Annotated in this window: 20 protein-coding genes; 16 read left to right on the top strand and 4 right to left on the bottom strand. The window is 75.2% G+C overall.

What is annotated here, in order from left to right; genetic code table 11:
* Positions 1-4 precede the first annotated feature (4 nt).
* From mmsA to ACVJO7_RS00955, 3 genes are read left to right on the top strand one after another with little or no spacing between them, the layout of a single operon-like run.
* A complete protein-coding gene (mmsA, locus tag ACVJO7_RS00965; protein WP_344022814.1) occupies positions 5-1522 on the top strand; it encodes a multiple monosaccharide ABC transporter ATP-binding protein in 1518 nt (505 codons plus the stop codon).
* Positions 1519-2760, top strand: coding sequence for a multiple monosaccharide ABC transporter permease (gene mmsB, locus ACVJO7_RS00960; protein WP_344022580.1), 1242 nt, complete (start codon positions 1519-1521; stop codon positions 2758-2760). Before mmsA ends, mmsB begins: the two co-directional genes overlap by 4 nt.
* 56 nt (positions 2761-2816) lie before the next feature.
* Entirely contained in the window at positions 2817-2999 is a 183-nt protein-coding gene (locus ACVJO7_RS00955) for a hypothetical protein (RefSeq protein ID WP_344022582.1), read from the top strand.
* A gap of 24 nt (positions 3000-3023) precedes the next feature.
* On the opposite strand, the gene ACVJO7_RS00950 is transcribed toward ACVJO7_RS00955, so the two are convergent.
* Both ACVJO7_RS00950 and ACVJO7_RS00945 read right to left on the bottom strand, forming a co-directional pair.
* Entirely contained in the window at positions 3024-4196 is a 1173-nt protein-coding gene (locus tag ACVJO7_RS00950; protein WP_491671305.1) for an acetyl-CoA hydrolase/transferase C-terminal domain-containing protein, read from the bottom strand.
* A gap of 37 nt (positions 4197-4233) precedes the next feature.
* The gene (locus tag ACVJO7_RS00945) at positions 4234-4665 is read right to left on the bottom strand and encodes an ATP-binding protein (RefSeq protein WP_344022584.1); all 432 of its coding nucleotides are present in this window, start codon (positions 4663-4665) and stop codon (positions 4234-4236) included.
* A gap of 142 nt (positions 4666-4807) precedes the next feature.
* On the opposite strand from ACVJO7_RS00945, the gene ACVJO7_RS00940 reads away from it, so the two are divergent.
* The 7 genes from ACVJO7_RS00940 to ACVJO7_RS00910 all read left to right on the top strand — a co-directional run bounded on the left by ACVJO7_RS00940 (position 4808) and on the right by ACVJO7_RS00910 (position 10029).
* Entirely contained in the window at positions 4808-5647 is an 840-nt protein-coding gene (locus tag ACVJO7_RS00940; RefSeq protein ID WP_491671304.1) for a SigB/SigF/SigG family RNA polymerase sigma factor, read from the top strand.
* Positions 5648-5864: 217 nt separating this feature from the next.
* The gene (locus tag ACVJO7_RS00935) at positions 5865-6341 is read left to right on the top strand and encodes a hypothetical protein (RefSeq protein WP_491671303.1); all 477 of its coding nucleotides are present in this window, start codon (positions 5865-5867) and stop codon (positions 6339-6341) included.
* A 192-nt stretch (positions 6342-6533) separates the two neighbouring features.
* Positions 6534-7235 carry an energy-coupling factor ABC transporter permease gene (locus ACVJO7_RS00930; protein WP_344022590.1) on the top strand — a complete coding sequence of 234 codons (702 nt, stop codon included), beginning with the start codon at positions 6534-6536 and terminating at the stop codon, positions 7233-7235.
* Positions 7232-7534 carry an energy-coupling factor ABC transporter substrate-binding protein gene (locus ACVJO7_RS00925; RefSeq protein WP_344022592.1) on the top strand — a complete coding sequence of 101 codons (303 nt, stop codon included), beginning with the start codon at positions 7232-7234 and terminating at the stop codon, positions 7532-7534. Before ACVJO7_RS00930 ends, ACVJO7_RS00925 begins: the two co-directional genes overlap by 4 nt.
* Positions 7534-8265, top strand: a complete 732-nt coding sequence (gene cbiQ / locus ACVJO7_RS00920) for a cobalt ECF transporter T component CbiQ (RefSeq protein WP_491671302.1) — start codon at positions 7534-7536, stop codon at positions 8263-8265. The genes ACVJO7_RS00925 and cbiQ overlap by 1 nt, the downstream gene beginning before the upstream one ends.
* Positions 8262-9146 (top strand): energy-coupling factor ABC transporter ATP-binding protein, encoded by an 885-nt coding sequence (locus tag ACVJO7_RS00915; protein WP_491671301.1) that lies wholly within the window; start codon positions 8262-8264, stop codon positions 9144-9146. The genes cbiQ and ACVJO7_RS00915 overlap by 4 nt, the downstream gene beginning before the upstream one ends.
* 67 nt (positions 9147-9213) lie before the next feature.
* Positions 9214-10029, top strand: coding sequence for an SAM-dependent methyltransferase (locus tag ACVJO7_RS00910; protein WP_491671300.1), 816 nt, complete (start codon positions 9214-9216; stop codon positions 10027-10029).
* Here the strand turns inward: ACVJO7_RS00910 and ACVJO7_RS00905 are convergent.
* Entirely contained in the window at positions 10017-10826 is an 810-nt protein-coding gene (locus ACVJO7_RS00905; protein ID WP_491671299.1) for a crotonase/enoyl-CoA hydratase family protein, read from the bottom strand. The two genes, ACVJO7_RS00910 and ACVJO7_RS00905, sit on opposite strands and share 13 nt — an antisense overlap.
* A gap of 79 nt (positions 10827-10905) precedes the next feature.
* Here ACVJO7_RS00905 and ACVJO7_RS00900 point away from each other — a divergent pair, with 79 nt between their 5' ends.
* From ACVJO7_RS00900 to ACVJO7_RS00875, 6 genes are all read left to right on the top strand, one after another.
* A complete protein-coding gene (locus ACVJO7_RS00900; protein ID WP_491671298.1) occupies positions 10906-12087 on the top strand; it encodes an MFS transporter in 1182 nt (393 codons plus the stop codon).
* A 30-nt stretch (positions 12088-12117) separates the two neighbouring features.
* Positions 12118-12921 carry a TrmH family RNA methyltransferase gene (locus tag ACVJO7_RS00895; protein ID WP_491671297.1) on the top strand — a complete coding sequence of 268 codons (804 nt, stop codon included), beginning with the start codon at positions 12118-12120 and terminating at the stop codon, positions 12919-12921.
* A gap of 36 nt (positions 12922-12957) precedes the next feature.
* Complete coding sequence (locus ACVJO7_RS00890) at positions 12958-14052, top strand: sensor histidine kinase (RefSeq protein WP_491671296.1); 1095 nt, start codon at positions 12958-12960, stop codon at positions 14050-14052.
* Complete coding sequence (locus ACVJO7_RS00885; RefSeq protein ID WP_491671295.1) at positions 14049-14717, top strand: response regulator; 669 nt, start codon at positions 14049-14051, stop codon at positions 14715-14717. The genes ACVJO7_RS00890 and ACVJO7_RS00885 overlap by 4 nt, the downstream gene beginning before the upstream one ends.
* A gap of 121 nt (positions 14718-14838) precedes the next feature.
* On the top strand, positions 14839-16338 hold the full coding sequence (locus ACVJO7_RS00880; RefSeq protein ID WP_491671294.1) for a multicopper oxidase family protein: 1500 nt from the start codon (positions 14839-14841) through the stop codon (positions 16336-16338).
* Positions 16331-16753 (top strand): hypothetical protein, encoded by a 423-nt coding sequence (locus ACVJO7_RS00875; RefSeq protein ID WP_491671293.1) that lies wholly within the window; start codon positions 16331-16333, stop codon positions 16751-16753. Before ACVJO7_RS00880 ends, ACVJO7_RS00875 begins: the two co-directional genes overlap by 8 nt.
* Before the next feature lie 30 nt (positions 16754-16783).
* Here ACVJO7_RS00875 and ACVJO7_RS00870 read toward each other — a convergent pair whose 3' ends face one another.
* Positions 16784-18013, bottom strand: a complete 1230-nt coding sequence (locus ACVJO7_RS00870; RefSeq protein WP_491671292.1) for an MFS transporter — start codon at positions 18011-18013, stop codon at positions 16784-16786.
* Positions 18014-18016: the final 3 nt, after the last annotated feature.

Below are 18016 nucleotides of genomic sequence, written 5' to 3'. Positions count from 1 at the left end.
CGAGATGCGCTCGATCACCAAGACCTTCCCCGGCGTCACGGCGCTGTCCGAGGTCTCCCTCGCGGTGCGCCGCGGCGAGATCCACGCGATCTGCGGGGAGAACGGAGCGGGCAAGTCGACCCTGATGAAGGTGCTGTCCGGGGTGCACCCGGCGGGGAGCTACGAGGGCGAGATCGTCCTCGACGGGCGGACCGCCCGGTTCTCCGGCATCCGGGACAGCGAGTCCGACGGCGTGGTGATCATCCACCAGGAGCTGGCCCTGATCCCGCACCTGTCGATCGCCGAGAACATCTTCCTCGGCAACGAGCGGCGCGGCCGGTTCGGGCTGGTCGACTGGGCCCGCACGCACCGCGAGGCGGCGGCGCTGCTCGGCGAGGTCGGGCTGGACGAGAGCCCGTCCACCCCGGTCGGCCGGCTCGGCGTCGGCAAGCAGCAGCTCGTCGAGATCGTCAAGGCGATGGCGAAGGACGTCCGGCTGCTGATCCTGGACGAGCCGACCGCCGCGCTGAACGACACCGACTCGGCGCACCTGCTGGACCTGCTGCGCCGGTTCCGGGACAGCGGCATCACCGCGATCATCATCTCGCACAAGCTCGACGAGATCGTCCAGATCGCCGACCGCACCACGGTGATCCGGGACGGGCACAGTGTCGAGACCTTCACCATCGCCGACGAGCCCGCCCCGCGGAACCGGATCATCCGCGGGATGGTCGGGCGGGACCTGGCGTCGTTCTACCCGGACCGGGAGTCCCGGCCGGGGGAGGAGATGCTGCGGATCTCGGACTGGACGGTCCGCCACCCCACCCAGGACCGGACGGTGGTGCACTCGGCGTCGCTGTCGGTCCGGGCCGGGGAGGTCGTCGGGATCGCCGGGCTGATGGGCGCCGGGCGCACCGAGCTCGCGATGAGCGTGTTCGGCCGGTCCTGGGGCCGCGACATCAGCGGCCGGCTGTTCGTCGGCGGCCGGGAGGTCCGGGCCCGGACGGTGGACGAGGCGATCCGGGCCGGGATCGCCTACGTCACCGAGGACCGCAAGCACTACGGCCTGAACCTGGTGGAGGACATCCGCCGCAACGTCTCGGCGGCCGGGCTGTCCCGGCTCGCCCGGCGGGGCTGGGTGGACGCCGACCGGGAGCACCGGGTCGCCGAGGACTACCGGCGTGACCTGGGCATCCGCACCGCCGGTGTGACGAGCGGGGTCGGCACCCTCTCCGGCGGGAACCAGCAGAAGGTCGTGCTGGCGAAGTGGCTGTTCACCGAGCCGGAGGTGCTGATCCTCGACGAGCCGACCCGCGGCATCGACGTGGGCGCCCGCTACGAGATCTACGTGATCATCAACCGGCTGGTGGAGGCCGGGAAGGCGGTCCTGGTCATCTCCTCCGAGCTGCCGGAGCTGCTCGGCATCTGCGACCGCATCTACACCCTGTCCGCCGGCCGGATCACCGGAGAGGTGCCGGTCGCCGAGGCCACCCAGGAGGGCCTGATGGCCCTCATGACCGAGGAGTCGGAGTCTGCCGCATGACCAGCACCCTCAAGCGGGACCCGGCCGGCGAGAGCGGCGCCGCCGCCGCCCTGCACACCGGGACGAACAACCTGCGGACGCTGCTCACCCGCAACCTGCGCCAGAGCGGCATCGTGATCGCCTTCGTCGCGATCGTGGCGCTGTTCGCGGTGCTCACCGGCGGCGTCTCGCTGAGCCCCGGCAACATCACCAACATCGTCCTGCAGTACTCCTACATCCTGGTGCTCGCGATCGGCATGGTGATCGTGATCGTCGGCGGGCACATCGACCTGTCGGTCGGCTCGGTGGTCGCGCTGACCGGCGCGATCGCCGCGGTGCTGGTGATCGGCGGCGGCCTGCCCTGGTGGGTCGGGATCGCGGCCGCGATCGGCACCGGCGTGCTGGTCGGCGCCTGGCACGGGTTCTGGGTCGCCTACGTCGGCATCCCGGCGTTCATCGTGACCCTGGCCGGGATGCTGCTGTTCCGCGGCCTGACCCTGCAGGTGCTCGGCAACATCTCGCTCTCGCCGTTCCCGGCCGAGTACCAGATGGTCGCGGGCGGCTTCGTCAACGGCCTGATCGGCGGGCAGGGCTTCGACGCGTTCACCATGCTGATCGCCGCGGTCGGCGTCGCCGGGTACGCGGCGTTCGCCTACCGCTCGCGGATCGCGAAGGTCCTCGACCTGCAGCAGGTCGAGTCGTTCCCGCTGTTCGCCTGCCGGATCGCGCTGGTCGGCGTCGTCGTGCTGGCCTTCGCCTGGCAGCTGGCCACCTCCCGCGGGCTGCCGGTGGTGCTGGTGATCCTCAGCGTGCTGGTGCTGGCCTACGGCCTGATCACCCGGCGCACCGTGTTCGGCAGGCACGTCTACGCGATCGGCGGGAACCTGGCCGCGGCCCGGCTGTCCGGTGTGAAGGCCAGGGCCGTCACGTTCTGGATCTTCGTGAACATGGGCTTCCTGGCCGGCATCGCCGGGGTCATCTACTCGGCCCGGTCCAACGGCGCCCAGCCCGCGGCCGGGACGATGTTCGAGCTGGACGCGATCGCCGCCGCCTTCATCGGCGGCGCGGCGGTGACCGGCGGCGTCGGCACCGTGGTCGGCGCGCTGGTCGGCGGGCTGATCATGGCGGTGATGAGCAACGGCATGCAGCTGATGGGCGTCGACCAGTCGATGCAGTCGGTCGTCAAGGGGCTGGTGCTGCTGCTGGCGGTCGCGTTCGACGTCTGGAACAAGCGCCGCGCGCGCGGCACCGGGTCGTAACCCACCCGTCAGCCGGGAGCGGTGTGGACGGAACACGGGCCGGGCACAGTGCAGGTATGAGTGAGAGCAGCAACCAGCACGCCGACGTCTCCTGGCCGCACCCGGGCAGCGAGTCCGCCCGCCTCGGCGGGCACTACGCCCCGGCCGACGGTGCCGCCGACCGGTCCGCCCGCGAGCACGACGGGCGGCCGGCCGGCGACCGGTCCGGCCGTGCGGTCCGGCCCGGGGCGCGCGGCTGACCGGCCGGTCCGTCCCCGGCACCCTCAGCCGGTCACGCCGTCCCACAGCGCCAGCAGGGCGCTCCGGCGCTCGGCCCGGTCCAGGCCGCGCAGGTCGGCGGTGCCGCGCTCGGTCACGACCACGTCGACGTCCTGGGACGGGGTGCTGACCGGCCGGGACAGCCGCCGCACCAGCGTCGGCGCGCCGCGGTGGGCCGAGGCGAGCGCGATCACCGACAGGCCGTCGCCGCGCACCCCGGCCGCGGCGAAGTCCGGGTGCCCGCCGATCATCCCGGCCGCCGAGCGGCCCAGACCCTCGACGTTGACCTGCCCGTCGACGTCGATCTCCAGCGCCGCGTTCAGCGCGATCAGCGGCGGCGCCCCGGCCGCGGAGAGCCGGCCGATGTCGTGCGTGTGCTCGACCGGGTGCAGCAGCGCCCGCCCGTCCGCCCAGTCGTAGAGCCGCCGGGTCCCGGCCAGGTAGGTGCTGACCGGCCGGTCCAGCAGCAGCCCGCGGGCGTCCAGGTCGACCACCGGATCGGGCAGCAGGCCGGAGTCGAGCCGCACCGGGACCTCGATCGCGGCGGCCATCGCGGCGGCGAGCCGGCCGGGGCCGACCTGGATCCGGGCCCCGGGCGGGACGAGCGCGGCGACCCGGCGGGCGATCGCCCCGTCGTCCGCGGTGGGCGGCGGGACGGTGAGCTCGGCCGGGCCGTCGCCGCTCTCCGCGACGACGGTCACCGCGTCCGCGGGCAGCGCGGGCCCGGCGTCGGCGCACGGGCTGCCGTGCGACAGCACCGCCGCGACCGGCACCCCGGCCGCCACCAGGCCGCGCAGGTAGCCGACCTCGGCGCCGAACCGCAGGCCGCCGTCCGGGCCGCGGACCACGGACGCGACCAGCACGTCGGGGCGCAGCGGACCGCGCAGCAGCGCCGGCACCGCCGACAGCCGGGCCGGGACGAGGTGCGCGGCGCCGGACTCGACCGCCGCCCGGGTGCCGGGCCCGCCCATCACGACCCGGACGTCGTCGAACGCGGCCGGATCGAGATCCGGCGCCGGCGCCGGATGCCAGCCCAGCACGACCGACACGCCGCGGCCGGCGGCGACCCGGGACAGCGGCCCGTGCAGCGCCCGCGGGGTGCCGCAGCCGTCGGCCAGCGCGACCCGGCTGCCGGGGCGGACCAGTGCGGCGAGTGCGGACTCCGGACCGTGCATCATGGGAGCAGCATCGGCCACCGGGCGCCGGGGCCCGCGGTCAGGTCGTGCAGACGCCCGGGCAGCGGCCGAGCGTGCGGTGCAGCGTGACGGTGGTGCCGTCGGCGCCGGGCCGCACGGAGACGTCCTCGGCACAGGCGGTGATCATCAGCAGTCCGCGGCCGCGGTGGCCGTTGTCCTCCGGCGGGTCCCGCCAGCAGCCGTGGTCGGACACCTGGACGCGGACCCGCGGGCCCGGCCGCTGCACCTCGGCGCGCAGCGTGACGGTGCCGTCGGCGCCCAGCGGGTCGTCGCCGTAGGCGTGCTCGACGCTGTTGGACACCGCCTCGTTCACCGCCAGCACCAGGTCCGACGCCGTCTCGCAGGCGTGCTCCGCGCCGCACAGCGACGCCAGCCACCGGCCGACCTCCCGGCGGGCGCGGCTCGCGGCGCGCGGCTCGGCGGTCAGTTCCAGGACGAGGTGCGCGGCCATGGGTCGGCGTACCCCGCCGGGCGCCCGGCAACGCGTCCGTTGCGGGACGGGGTGCATCACATCCGTTCGACTCGCGGGCCGCGGGGCGTGGGCATACCGTCGCAAACGATGGGTACCTATCGTCGCCGCCGCGGGGAGCGGCATGGCTGAGGCCGATACCGGGGCCGGGACCGTGGGCCGCGACGACGCCTACGCGCACCTCGAGGCCCCGCTGCGCGCCTTCGCCGCCGCCGCCCCGGACGATCCCGACCGCGACCGGCTGCGCGACGAGCTGGTGCGCGGGTTCCAGCCGGTCGTCACGCACATCGCGAACCGGTACCGGCAGCGCGGCGAGCCCGTCGACGACCTGGAGCAGGTCGGCGCGATCGGCATGATCAACGCGCTGGACCGGTTCGATCCGGCCCAGGGCACCCCGTTCCTGGCGTTCGCGGTCCCCACCGTCACCGGCGAGATCCGCCGGCACTTCCGGGACCGCACCTGGTCGATGCGGGTGCCGCGGCGGCTCAAGGACGTCCAGGCCCGGCTGGGCCGGGCCCAGGAGGAGCTGTCGTCGCGGCTGGGCCGCGCGCCGCGGGTCTCCGAGCTCGCCGAGCACCTCGGGATCGGCCGCGAGGAGGTCATCGAGAGCCTGCAGGCGCGGGAGGGCTACCGGGCCGACTCGCTGGACCAGCTGGTGGGGCAGACCGACAGCCCGCTGGGTGACGTCGTCGGCGGGATCGACACCGGCCTGGACGCCGTCGACGCCCGCGAGTCGCTGCGCCCGGCCCTGCGCAAGCTCCCGGAACGCGAGCGCACGATCCTCATGCTGCGCTTCTTCGGCAACCGCACGCAGACCCAGATCGCCGAGCAGGTCGGGCTGTCCCAGATGCACGTCTCGCGGCTGCTCGCGCGCACCCTGGTCACGCTGCGCGGGCATCTCGCCGAGGAACCGGCGGCGGACGCCGGCGGCCGGGACCGGCCACGGCTCCCGGAGGCCGGCTGACCGGATCGGGTGCCGTGTTTCGGCGCGGTGACCGTGGGTACTCTCCCGAGTTCCACGCACGTCGCCGTCCGTTCGTCAGCGCGGCCGGTCGTGCCATACCGAGTTGGTCCGTGCCGGAGTGCCGAGCGCGCCGCCGACCCGGCGGTACCGGCCCCGGTCCGGCACCGCCGGCGCGTCGCCGCGCCCGGCCCCGGCGTCGGAGCAGGGGAGGACCGTGATGGCCAAGAAGGCAGACAAGAACAAGAAGGCCGAGAAGGACAAGAAGAGCAAGAAGATCGAGTCCGTGAAGAAGGACGTGAAGAAGGCCCGCCGCGCGGAGGAGAAGAAGGCCGAGCAGGCCGTCCGCGACGCCGCCAAGGCTGAGACGAAGGCCAAGGAGAAGGCCAAGGAGCAGCGCAAGGAGCAGGAGCGCGCCGCGAAGGCCGAGAAGAAGGCGGCGAAGAAGGCCAAGGCCGCCCGGCTGGAGAAGGTCGCCAGCGCGAAGGCCGCGGAGAAGGCCGAGCGCAAGGCCGCCGAGAAGGCGAGCGAGAAGGTCGTCGCGGAGAAGCCGGGCACCGGCGTGGGCACCCCGGAGACGGACCCGTCGGCGAAGGAGGCCCGCCGCCGCGAGGCCGAGGCCGCCGCCGCCCGCATCGCCGAGGCGGTCAGCAGGAAGGTCAACGGCAGCCGGCCCGCGAAGGCCGGAAAGGCCTGATCAGGCTCGGAAAGGCCCGGAAAGGTCCGGGCCGCACCGGTACCGGCGCGCCCGGGTCCGCACGAGCGGGCCCGGGCGCGTCGGCGTCCGGGTGATCTTGCGCGGCCAAACGCATGAGTAGATGTTCAGTCTTGCACCTTTACATCTCGCAGTCGTAGCGTTCCCTCGTCCGAGCCCACGAGGAGAACTGCCGTGCACATCGCCGAGGGATACCTGCCACCGCTGCACGCGGCGGCCTGGACCGTGGTCGCCGCCCCGTTCGTGGTGCACGGCGCACGCGCCGTCGTCGTACGGGTGCGCGAGGACCCGGACGCCAAGCTGCTCCTCGGCGCCGCCGGGGCGTTCACCTTCGTGCTGTCCGCGCTGAAGATCCCCTCGGTGACCGGCTCGTCGTCGCACCCGACCGGCACCGGGCTGGGGGCGGTGCTGTTCCGGCCCCCGGTGATGGCGCTGATCGGCACGGTGGTGCTGGTCTTCCAGGCCCTGCTGCTCGCGCACGGCGGGCTCACCACGCTCGGCGCGAACGCGTTCTCGCTGGCCGTCGCCGGTCCGTGGATCGCCTACGGCTCCTACCTGGCGGTCCGCCGGCTGGGCGGCACGCTGGGGCCTGCGGTGTTCGTCGCGGCGTTCCTGGCCGATCTCGGCACCTACACCGTCACCAGCGCGCAGCTGGCACTCGCCTTCCCGGACCCGACGTCCGGCTTCGGCGGCGCGTTCCTGACCTTCGCCTCGATCTTCTCGATCACCCAGATCCCGCTGGCCGTCGCCGAGGGCCTGCTGACCGTGCTGGTGGTCCGGCTGCTGGTCCGGATCACCCCAGACGAGCTGCGCAGGCTCGGCGTGCTGCGCCCGCGCGACACCACCGGAACCGAGCCGACGGAGGCCACGGCGTGAAGCGTTCGACACTGGTCAATCTGCTGCTCGTGGTCGCCGTCGTGGCGCTGTTCGCGATCCCGGCGCTGTTCGTGCCCGGCGAGTACTCCGGCGCCGACGGCCAGGCGGGCGACGCGATCGACGCCACCGGGTACGAGCCCTGGTTCGAGCCGGTCTGGGAGCCGCCGTCCGGCGAGATCGAGTCGGGCATCTTCGCGATCCAGGCCGCCGCCGGCGCGGGCGTGCTCGGCTACTGCCTCGGCGTCGCCCGGACCCGCTCGCGGCAGCGCAGCGGCTCCGCGCCCGCCGCCGAGAGCTGATGCTGCTGATCGACGAGACCGCGTACGCCGGCCGCTGGCGCTCCCGGCACCCGGGGGAGAAGGCGTTCCTGGCGCTCGGCCTGCTCGCGCTGGCGGTGCTGCTCCCGCCCTGGCCCGGCGCCCTGCTCTGCGGGGCCGCCGCGCTCGGCCTGCTGCTCGCCGGCGCCCGGATCCCGCTGCGCACGGTCGGCAGGCTGCTCCGGCTGCCGCTCGGGTTCGTGCTGGTGGGGGCGCTGCCGCTGCTCGTGACGGTCTGCGGCGACCCGTGGCTCGCCCCGGCGCCGGGCGGCCCGCTGCGCGCCGCCGAGCTCGTCGGCCGGGCGATGGCCGCGGTCGGCTGCCTGATCCTGTTCGCCGCGACCACCCCGATCGCGGACACCCTTCCGCGGCTGCGATGGCTGCCGCGGGCGGTCACCGAGATCGCCCTGCTGATCTACCGGATGCTGTTCCTGCTGCTCGACTCACTGCGCGCGGTCCGCGAGGCGCAGACCCTGCGGATGGGGTTCCGCACCCGCCGGGCGACGTTCCGGTCGCTGGCCGGGCAGGGCGGCGCGGTGTTCGTCCGGGCGTTCGACCGGGCCCGCAGGCTGGAGGCCGGGCTGGCCGTCCGCGGCTACGACGGCGAGCTGGCCGTGCGGGTCACCTCCCGGCCGGTGTCGCGGGCGTTCGTCGCCGCGAGCGCGGTGCTGCTCGCCGGGATCGTCGCCGCCACCGTGGTGGTGCTGCGGTGACCGCGCCGGTGCTCGAGGCCCGCGATCTGGTGTTCGGCTACCGCGGCGGCCCCCCGGTGCTCGACGGCGCCGATCTCGCCGTGTGCCCGGACCGCAGGCTCGCCGTGCTCGGCCCGAACGGCGGCGGCAAGACGACGCTGTTCCGGCTGCTGCTCGGGCTGCTCCGGCCGCACAGCGGGGAGGTGCTGCTCGACGGCGAGCCGCTGGACCGCAGCCGGCGCGGGCTGGTCCGGCTGCGGGAGAGCGTGCAGCTCGTCCTGCAGGACCCCGACGACCAGCTGTTCGCCGCCGACGTCGGGCAGGACGTCTCGTTCGGCCCGCTCAATCTCGGGCTCGACGACGACGAGGTGGCCCGCCGGGTGGCCGGCGCGCTGGCCGCGGTCGGCGCCACCGAGCTGGTCGACCGGCCCACCCACCAGCTCTCGTTCGGGCAGCGCAAGCGGGTCGCGATCGCCGGTGCGCTGGCGGTGCGGCCGCGGGTGCTGGTGCTCGACGAGCCGACCGCCGGGCTGGACCCGGCCGGCGTCGAGGAGCTGGTCGCCGTGCTGGCCCGGCTGCACCGCGACGGGACCGCCGTCGTGCTGTCCACCCACGACGTCGACCTGGCCCACCGGTGGGCCGACGACGTCGCCGTCGTCGCCGGGGGCCGGGTCCGGACCGGTCCGGCGGACCAGGCGCTGGGGGACACCGCGCTGCTCGCCGGGGCCCGGCTCGGGCCGGCCTGGGCGCCCGCGGTCGCCCGGCTGCTCGCCGAGCTCGGCCACGACGGGCCGCCGCCGCGTACCGCCGCGGAGCTGCACGAGCTGCTCGACGGTCCGGCCGGGCGCGCGGGGCGGGCGGAGCGCAGTGCCGCGGACGGACGGCCGGCCACCGGGCGGTGATCCGGGGCGCCCCGCCGCGAGCTGCTCCGGTTGCGTGGTGAGGTGTTCGGGCGAGAGGGTGACGCAGGTGAGCGTCCCGGAGTCGGCCGATGAGCCGGACCTCAGCCTCCCCAGCTCCGCCCGGATCTACGACTTCCTGCTCGGCGGCGGGCACAACTTCGCCGTCGACCGGCAGCTGGCCGAGCGGATCCTGCAGGTGGTGCCCGCCGCCCGGGACACCGCGGTGGCCAACCGGGCGTTCCTCGGCCGGGCCGTGCGGGCCTGCCTGGACCGCGGCTGCCGGCAGTTCCTCGATCTCGGGTCCGGCATCCCGACGGTCGAGGCGGTGCACGAGACCGCCCAGCGGTACGACCCGTCCGCCCGGGTCGCCTACGTCGACACCGATCCGGTCGCGGTGGCGATCTCCCGCGACGTGCTCGCCGGCTCCGATCGCGCGACGGTCACCGCGGCGGACCTGACCGACCCGGACGCGGTGCTGTCCGCGCCCGGCGTCGCCGGCCTGCTCGATCCCGCGGAGCCGACCGCCGTGCTCGCCGTCTCGGTGCTGCACTACGTCGCCGACGACGACCTGGTGGCCCGGCTGATCGGGCGCTACTGCTCCGCGTTCGGCCCGGGCAGCATGCTGGTGCTCTCGCACGGCAGCACCGACGTCGACGATCCGGCGGCGGTCGCCGGGACGGTGGGCATGCAGCAGCTGGCCCGGGACAGCGGCCATCCGCTGGTGCTCCGGGACCGGGGCGTCCTGCGCCGGGTCACCGCGGGGGTGGACCCGCTCGAACCGGGCCTGGTCGACATCACCCGCTGGCGCTGCGACGAACCGGTCCCGGGGCCCGTCCTCGGGATGTACGCGCTGGTCGGGACGGTGCGCGCTCAGTCCCGGTAGACCCCGGGGCGCTTCTCCAGGAACGCGGTGACCGCCTCCTGCAGGTCCGCCGAGACCAGCGCGCCGCTGTTGGCGATCTGGTCGAGACCGTCGGCGATCGAGTGGTCCCGGGCGTAGGTGATCGCGTGCTTGGTGCCGCGCAGCGCCAACGGCGACTTCGCGGCCAGCTCGGCGGCCAGCGCGGTGACGCCCTGCTCGAGTGCGTCGGCGTCGTCGAACAGGCCGTTGACCAGCCGCAGCTGCTGCGCCTCGGTGCCGGACACCGGGCGGCAGGTGTAGGCCATCTCCCGGGCGACGCCCTCGCCGACGATCCGCGGCAGCCGCTGCAGGACGCCGACGTCGGCGGCCAGCCCCATGTCCACCTCCTTCAGTACGAACGACGCGTCGGCCGTCGCGTACCGCAGGTCGCAGGCCACGGCCAGGTCGAGACCGGCGCCGAGGCAGACGCCGTGCACCGCGGCGAGCACCGGCTTGCGGCAGCGCTCGACGGCGGTCAGGCAGTCCTGCAGGTCCAGGATGGTCCGGCGCAGCTTCTCCGCGCCGTGTCCCGGGGAGGGATCGGACGCGGTCTCCTTCAGCCCGCCGAGCATCGCGACGTCGATCCCGGAGCAGAAGTGCCTGCCGTTCCCGCTGATCACGACCACCCGGGCGGACGGGTCGGCGTCCAGCTCGTGCATCGCGTCGCGCAGCCCGGACCACATCGGCCCGTGCAGCGCGTTCGCCGCCTCCGGCCGGTCCAGGCGCACCCGCGCGATCCCCTCGGTCACCTCGACCGCGATCCCCGTCGGCTCGCCCATGGAGTGCACTCCCTCGTGTCCGGTGTCGGTTCCGGGCCGAGGCTACCGCGGAGTAACCCGCGACTGACAGGATGCGCTGGTGCAACGGGGCAGCGCGGCCGGCCGGCCGGACCGGATGTGGTGGGTGGCCTGCGGGCTGTTGTTCGCGACCGCGTTCGGCACCAACGTGCCGACCCCGTTGCTGCTGGTCTACCGGGTCGAGCTGGATCTCGCACCGAGCACCCTGGCCGCGATCTTCGGGGTCTACGCGCTCGGGCTCGCGCCGTCGCTGCTGCTCGGCGGGCCCGCCTCGGACCGGTACGGCCGGACCCGGGTGCTGCTGCCCGCCGCGGTCGGCGTGGCCGGGGCGTCGCTGCTGTTCCTCGGCGGCGCGTCCGCGCTGTGGCTGCTGTTCGCCGCCCGGTTCGTGCAGGGCCTGGCGTCCGGCGCGATCTTCTCGGTGGGCAGCGCCTGGCTGCAGGACCAGGCCGGGACGGCGGGCGCCGCGCGCGCGGCCCGGGCCGCGTCGGTCGCGCAGAGCGCGGGATTCTGCCTGGGCCCGCTGTGCTCCGGGCTGATCGCCGCCTACGGGCCGTGGCCGCTCACCCTGCCCTACCTGGTGCACGTCGCGCTGCTGGTGCCCGCGGCCGGTGCGGTGCTGCTGGTCGCCGGTGTCACCCGCCCGGTCGGCGACGGGCCGCGGCGCGGGCTGCTGCCCCGCCCAGGCCTGGCCGCCCCGGCCCGGCGGACGTTCGTCCGGGTCGTCGTGCCGACCGCGGTGTGCGTGTACGCGTTCCCGTCGGTGGCGGTCACCGTGCTGCCGCTGCTGCTGCCCGGGATCACCGGGCTGGTCGCCTTCACCGGGCTGCTCGCCGCGCTCACCCTCGGCACCGGCACGCTGGTGCAGCCGTTCGCGCACCGGCTCGGCGCCCGCACCGGGCCGGTCGGTGCCGCGCTCGGCGCGCTCGGGTTCGGCGTCGGGGCGCTCGCCGCGCCCACCGGATCGGTGCTCGCCGTCGCGGTCGCCGGGGTGCTGCTCGGCGCCGGCGGCGGACTGTGCCTCAACGCCGGGCTGACCCTGGTCGGGCGGCTGGCCCCGGCGTCCGGCCGGGGCGCGGCGAACGGGGTGTTCTACACCGCCGCCTACGTCGGGTTCGCGATGCCGTTCCTGGCGACCGCGTTCGTCGGGGTGGACGCGCTGATGTGGCCGCTGCTGGTGCTCGGCACCGCGGCCGCGGCGACGGCCGGCTGGCTGGCGCTGCGGATGCGCGCCGCCTGCTGAGCGGGCGGCACCGCGTCCTACCCTCGTCGGGTGCCCGACCTGACCAGCACCGCCAACCCGCGCGTCAAGAACCTGGTCCGGCTGCGCACCCGCCGGCACCGCGACGCCGCGGGCGTCACCCTGATCGAGGGGCACGACGAGCTGGCACTCGCGCTCGACGCCGGCGTCCGGCCGGCCGAGGTGTACTGGGCGCCCGACCTGGTCGCCGATCCCGGGCTGCTGGACCGGATGCCCGGCGCCCGGACGTTCTCGGTCAGCCCCGAGGTGTTCGCCCGGATCGCCTACCGGGAGTCCCCGGACGGCTGGCTCGCCGTCGCCGAGGCCCCCGGCCGCCCGCTGGACGCGCTGGAACTGCGCCCGGACGCGCTGGTGCTGGTCGCGGAAGGGATCGAGAAGCCGGGGAACGTGGGCGCGATGCTGCGCACCGCCGAGGCGTGCGGGGTGGACGCGGTCGTGATCGCGACCGCGGACCGGGCCGGGACCGACTTCGCGAACCCGAACGTGGTGCGGGCCTCGAAGGGGACGGTCTTCGCGGTGCCGGTCGCCTCGGCGTCCTCGGAGGAGGTGCTCGACTGGCTGCGCCGGCGCGGGCTGCGGGTGCTCGTGACGACCCCGGCCGGCCGCACCGAGCTGGGCGCCGCCGATCTCACCGGGCCGTCCGCGCTGGTCATCGGCACCGAGGCGACCGGCGTCACCGAGCTGTGGCACGACGGCGCCGACGAGACCGTGGTGATCCCGATGCAGGGCACCGTCAACTCGCTGAACGCCTCGATCGCCGCCGCGGTGGTGCTGTTCGAGGCCGTCCGGCAGCGCCGGGGTACGTCGGCGCGATGACGCGCCGGGCCCTCCCCGCTGCGTAGCCTGCGCGGCATGCCGACCGCGCGCGATGTGCTGGTGGCGGCGGTCACCGCCGCCGTGGCGGTCACCGGTGCGCTGCTCGGCGACCCGTCCGGGCGGCCGCTGCTGCCCTGGGGGATCGTCCTGATCGGGGCCGCGACGGTGGCACTGTGCTGGCGCAGCCGGTTCCCGGTGCCGGTGCTCGGCGCCGTGATGGTGCCGACGGCGCTCTACTACTGGCTCGACCATCCCGACGGGCCCGCGTCGCTGCTCGTCGCGGTCGCGGTCTATACGGTCGCCAGCCGGGTGAGCTGGCCGCGCGCCGTGCTGACCGGGCTGATCGTGGTGCTGGCCTGGGCGGGCACCGAGGTGCTCGTCGTACGGAACCCCCCTGATCCGGTCGACCACTACGGGTGGATCGCCGTGACGGTCGCGCTCGGCGTCGCGGTCGGCGCGGTCCGCCGCGCCGCGGAGCTGTCCGCGGAGCAGACCGAGGAACGGCTCGCGCGCCGCGTCGAGCAGGAGCGGCTGCGGATCGCCAGGGACGTGCACGACGTCGTCTCGCACAGCCTGTCCATGATCGTCGTGCAGGCCGGCGTCGGTGCGCACGTCGCGGCCCGGCGGCCGGAGGAGGCGGTGGCGGCGCTGCTCCGCATCCGGGACGCCGGCACCGACGCGCTGCGCGAGCTGCGCGGCACCCTGGAACTGCTGCGTGAGGGCCCCGAGCCGCCCGCCGACCCGTCTGCGCACGGTCTCGACCGGCTCGACGAGGTCATCAGCGCAGGCCGGTCGGCCGGGCTGGACGTCACCGTCACCGGCGACCCCGGACCGCTGCCCGACGGCGCGGACCGCACGGTGTTCGCGATCGTCCGGGAGGCGGTCACCAACACCGTGCGGCACGCGCCGGTGGCGTCCCGGGTGGAGGTGTCGATCACCCGCGACGCCGGCCTGCTGCATGTGCGCGTCGCCGACGACGGCGGGCCGCCCGGGCGCCCGGCCCGTCCACCCGGCCAGGGCCTGCGCGGTCTCGCCGAGCGGGCCGAGGCGTTGGGCGGGCGGGTGCGGGCCGCGCCCGCCGCGGAGGGATTCGTCGTCGAGGCGGAGCTGCCGGACGGGAGCCGGGCGTGACCGGGGACGTCCGGGTGCTGCTCGCCGACGACCAGCCGCTGATCCGCGCCGGACTGCGGGTGCTGCTGGAGACCGAACCCGGCTACGCGGTCGCCGGCGAGGCCGCGGACGGCGCGGAGGCGATCCGGCTGGCCCGGGCGCACCGGCCGGACGTGGTGATGATGGACGTCCGGATGCCCGGCACGGACGGCCTGGACGCCCTCGAGGCGATCGCCGCGGATCCCGCGCTGGCCGGTACCCGGGTGGTCGTGCTGACGACCTTCGACCTGGACGTCTACGTGTACCGGGCGCTGCGTGCCGGGGCCAGCGGCTTCCTGCTCAAGGACACCGAACCAGTGGCGCTGCTGCGCGCGATCGACCTGGTGCACGCCGGCGAGGCGCTGCTCGCACCGTCGGTGACCCGGCGGCTGATCACCGAGTTCGCCCGGCACGGCCCCGCGGCGCCACCGGGCGAGGATCGGCTCGCGGTCCTGACCCGCCGGGAACGGGAGGTGCTCGCCCTCGTCGGCACCGGCCGGACCAACGGCGAGATCGCCGCCCAGCTGGTGATCAGCCCGGCCACCGCGCGCACCCACGTCGGGCGGCTGCTGACCAAGCTGGACGCCCGGGACCGGGTGCAGCTCGTGGTGATCGCGCACGAGGCCGGGCTGGTCGGCCGCCGCTGACGCGCCCGGCGGGTGGGGCGATCCCCGGGGCCGGCCCCGGGGTCGTACGTCGGTGCGGGTAGCGGTGGGTGACGTCGTCGCGCCGACGCGCCGGACCGGTGCTGCGGCGAGGCTCGTCGCCATGACCCGACGGATCGGACGCCGTGGCTTCCTCGGCCTCGCCTGCGCCGCCGCGGGCGGAGTGGTGCTGGGCGGCTGCGCAGGCGTTCCGGCATCGCCGCTGCCCGTGCCGGCGCCCCGCCCGCTGGCGATCCCGCCGCTCGCCCCCTCGACCACCCGCGACGGCGTCCGCACGTTCGCGCTGACCGCTGCGCCCGGGACGAGTGCGTTCCACCCCGGTGTGCGGACCCCCACCTGGGGCTACGGCGTGGCGTTCGGCGGACCCACGATTCGCGCGTCCCGCGGTGAGCGGGTACGCGTCCACGTCACCAACGGCCTGCCGGAGACCACCTCCACGCACTGGCACGGCATGACGCTGCCCGCCGAGCACGACGGTGGACCGCACGCCCCGATCGAGCCCGGCGCCACCTGGAGCCCCGAGTGGACGATCGAGCAGCCGGCCGCGACCCTCTGGTACCACCCGCACCCGCACGGCGTCACCGAGCGGCACGTCCACCGGGGGCTGGCCGGACTGTTCCTCGTTGACGAACCGGATGGTGCCTCCCCGCTCCCGCATCGTTACGGCGTCGACGACATCCCGCTCGTCGTGACCGACCGGACCTTCACCGCGGACGGGGAGTTCGAGACCCGCCGGCGCAGCGCGCACGGCCTGGTCGGGGACACGCTGCTGGTGAACGGGACCGTCACGCCGTACCTGGCGGCGTCGTCGTCCCGGATCCGGTTGCGGGTGCTCAACGCGTCACCGGCCCGCTGCTACCGGTTCGCCCGGTCCGACGACCGCCCGATGGTGCTGGTCGGGACCGACTCCGGGCTGCTGGCGGCTCCTCGGACGGTCGGCTCTGCTCTGCTCACCCCCGGTGAGCGGGCCGAGCTGCTGCTCGATCTCGACCCCGGCCGCCCGGTGACGCTGCGGTCGCTGCCGCAGGATCTCGGTGCGGTGTCCGGCACGGAGCGCTCGATCGGTGCCATGGACACCCTCGACGTCCTGCGGATCCGGCCGGCCGGTGTGCTCGAGCCGTCGGCACCGCTGCCCGGCGCGCTGCCGCACGAACCGGGTCCCGACGAATCCGCGGCGAGCCGGGTACGCCGCTTCGAGCTCGGCAACGACGTGATCAACGGCCGGGCGATGGACATGACCCGGATCGACGAGATCGTGCACGTCGGCGCCACCGAGGTCTGGGAACTCGCCAACGTGCACTCCCGTCCGCACAACATGCACGTGCACGACGCGCGCGGCCAGGTGGTCGAGGCGGACGGGCGGGCGGTCCCACCGGCGCAGCGGAGCTGGAAGGACACCTTCTACGTCCCGCCGCGGACGGTGGTGCGGGTGCTCCTGCGGTTCGGCAGGCACCCGGACCCGGCCCGGCCGTTCATGTACCACTGCCACCTGCTGTACCACGAGGACCAGGGGATGATGGGCCAGTTCGTGCTCGTCCCGGAGGGCACCGATCCCGGTTCGGTGCCGCGCACCCCGGTCACCCACGGTGGGGATCATGGGTGAGCGCGCCCGCCTGCTCGCGACCCTTCCGTTCCGGGTGTGGGCGGTGCTGCACGCGGTGCTGGTGCTGGCCCAGGTCGGCCTGGCCGGGGCACTGCTCGACGCGGCGCTCGGCGCGCTGGCCTGGCACGGCGGGATCGGCGGCTCGCTGATCCTGATGGCGACGGTGCAGACCGCGCTCGCGGTGCCGGCCGCGTGGCCGGGCCGGATGCCGGGATGGCCGGTCGCCGTGAGCGCGGTCCTCGTCGTCGCCGACACCGCGCAGGTTGCCGTCGGGCACCTCGGTCTGCTGGTGGTGCACGTGCCGCTGGGGGTGGCGATCGTCGTCGCCCAGGTGGTTGTCGCGGCACGGGCCCTGCTGCCCGCCGACCGCCGAGATGCGCGCCGGCGTCCGGAAACGATCTCTGCGGGACACTGACGCGCATCTCAGCGGTGCCGGACGCGGGGATCAGCCGGTGCGGGCCGGGATCCGGTGCTGGGTGGCGAGTTCGGTGCGCTCCATCCGGACGGCGACGTACAGCGCGGCCAGCCCGAGCAGCGGCAGCACGGTCGCGACGGCGGCGGGCGAGGTCCAGCCCCAGCCGGCGGCCAGGACCAGGCCGCCCAGCGCGGCGCCGAGCGCGTTCGCGACGTTGAACGCCGCGTGGTGCAGGGCGGCGCCCAGCGTCGGGCCCTCCCGGCCGGCGTCCATCAGCCGGGTGGCCAGCGCGGGGGTGGTCGCGGTCGTGGTGAACGCCAGGGTGAACAGCGCGACCAGCGCCATCACCGCCGACGACGCCGTCGCCGCGAACACCGTCATCGACACCGCGGCCGAGCCGAGACCGGCGGCGATGGTGCGCACCGGGGCGATCTCGGCGAGCCGCCCGCCGACCTGGTTGCCCAGCGTCATGCCGATGCCGAACACCGCGAGCGCCACCGGCACCGCGGCCTCGGCCAGCCCGGACACCTCGGTGAGTACCGGCGTGATGTAGCTGTAGACGGCGAACGAGCCGCCGAAGCCGGTCGCGATGACCGCCATCGTGATCCACACCTGGCCGCGGCGCAGCGCCGACAGCTCGCCGAGCACCGAGCCGCGACGCTCGTCGCGCACGTCGGGCACCAGCCACCAGACCGCGGCCATGGTGACGACGGCGATCGCGCCGGTCGCCAGGTACGCGGCGGGCCAGCCGGCGGCCTGGCCGAGCCAGGTCGCGCCCGGGACACCGACCACGTTCGCGATCATCAGGCCGCTCATCACGGTGGCGATGGCGCGCGGGCGGCGCTCGCGCGGCACCAGCGAGGCGGCGAGCACCGACGCCGTCCCGAAGTAGGCGCCGTGCGGGAGCCCGGCCAGGAACCGGGTGGCGACGAAGGTGCCGAACGTCGGCGCGAACGCCGAGGCGATGTTGGTCAGCGCCAGCGCGCCCGCGAGTGCGAGCACCAGGTGCTTGCGCGGCCATCGGGCGCCGAGCACGGCGAGCACCGGCGCGCCGACCACGACCCCGAGCGCGTAGGCGCTGATCGCGGTGCCGGCCTGCGGCACCGTCGCGCCGAGGTCCGCGGCGAACGCCGGCAGCAGACCCATCGAGGCGAACTCGGTGGTGCCGATGGCGAGCCCGCCCAGCGCCATCGCGAACAGCGCGGGGCCGGGCTTTCCGGTGGTGGGAGAGTGGTGGGAGGGTGTGGCCTGAGTTTTCATCGC

The organism is Pseudonocardia sp. DxW (assembly GCF_058448985.1).
Note: the sequence above shows the minus strand (reverse complement) of the source record. Positions and strands in the feature narration are given on the sequence as shown.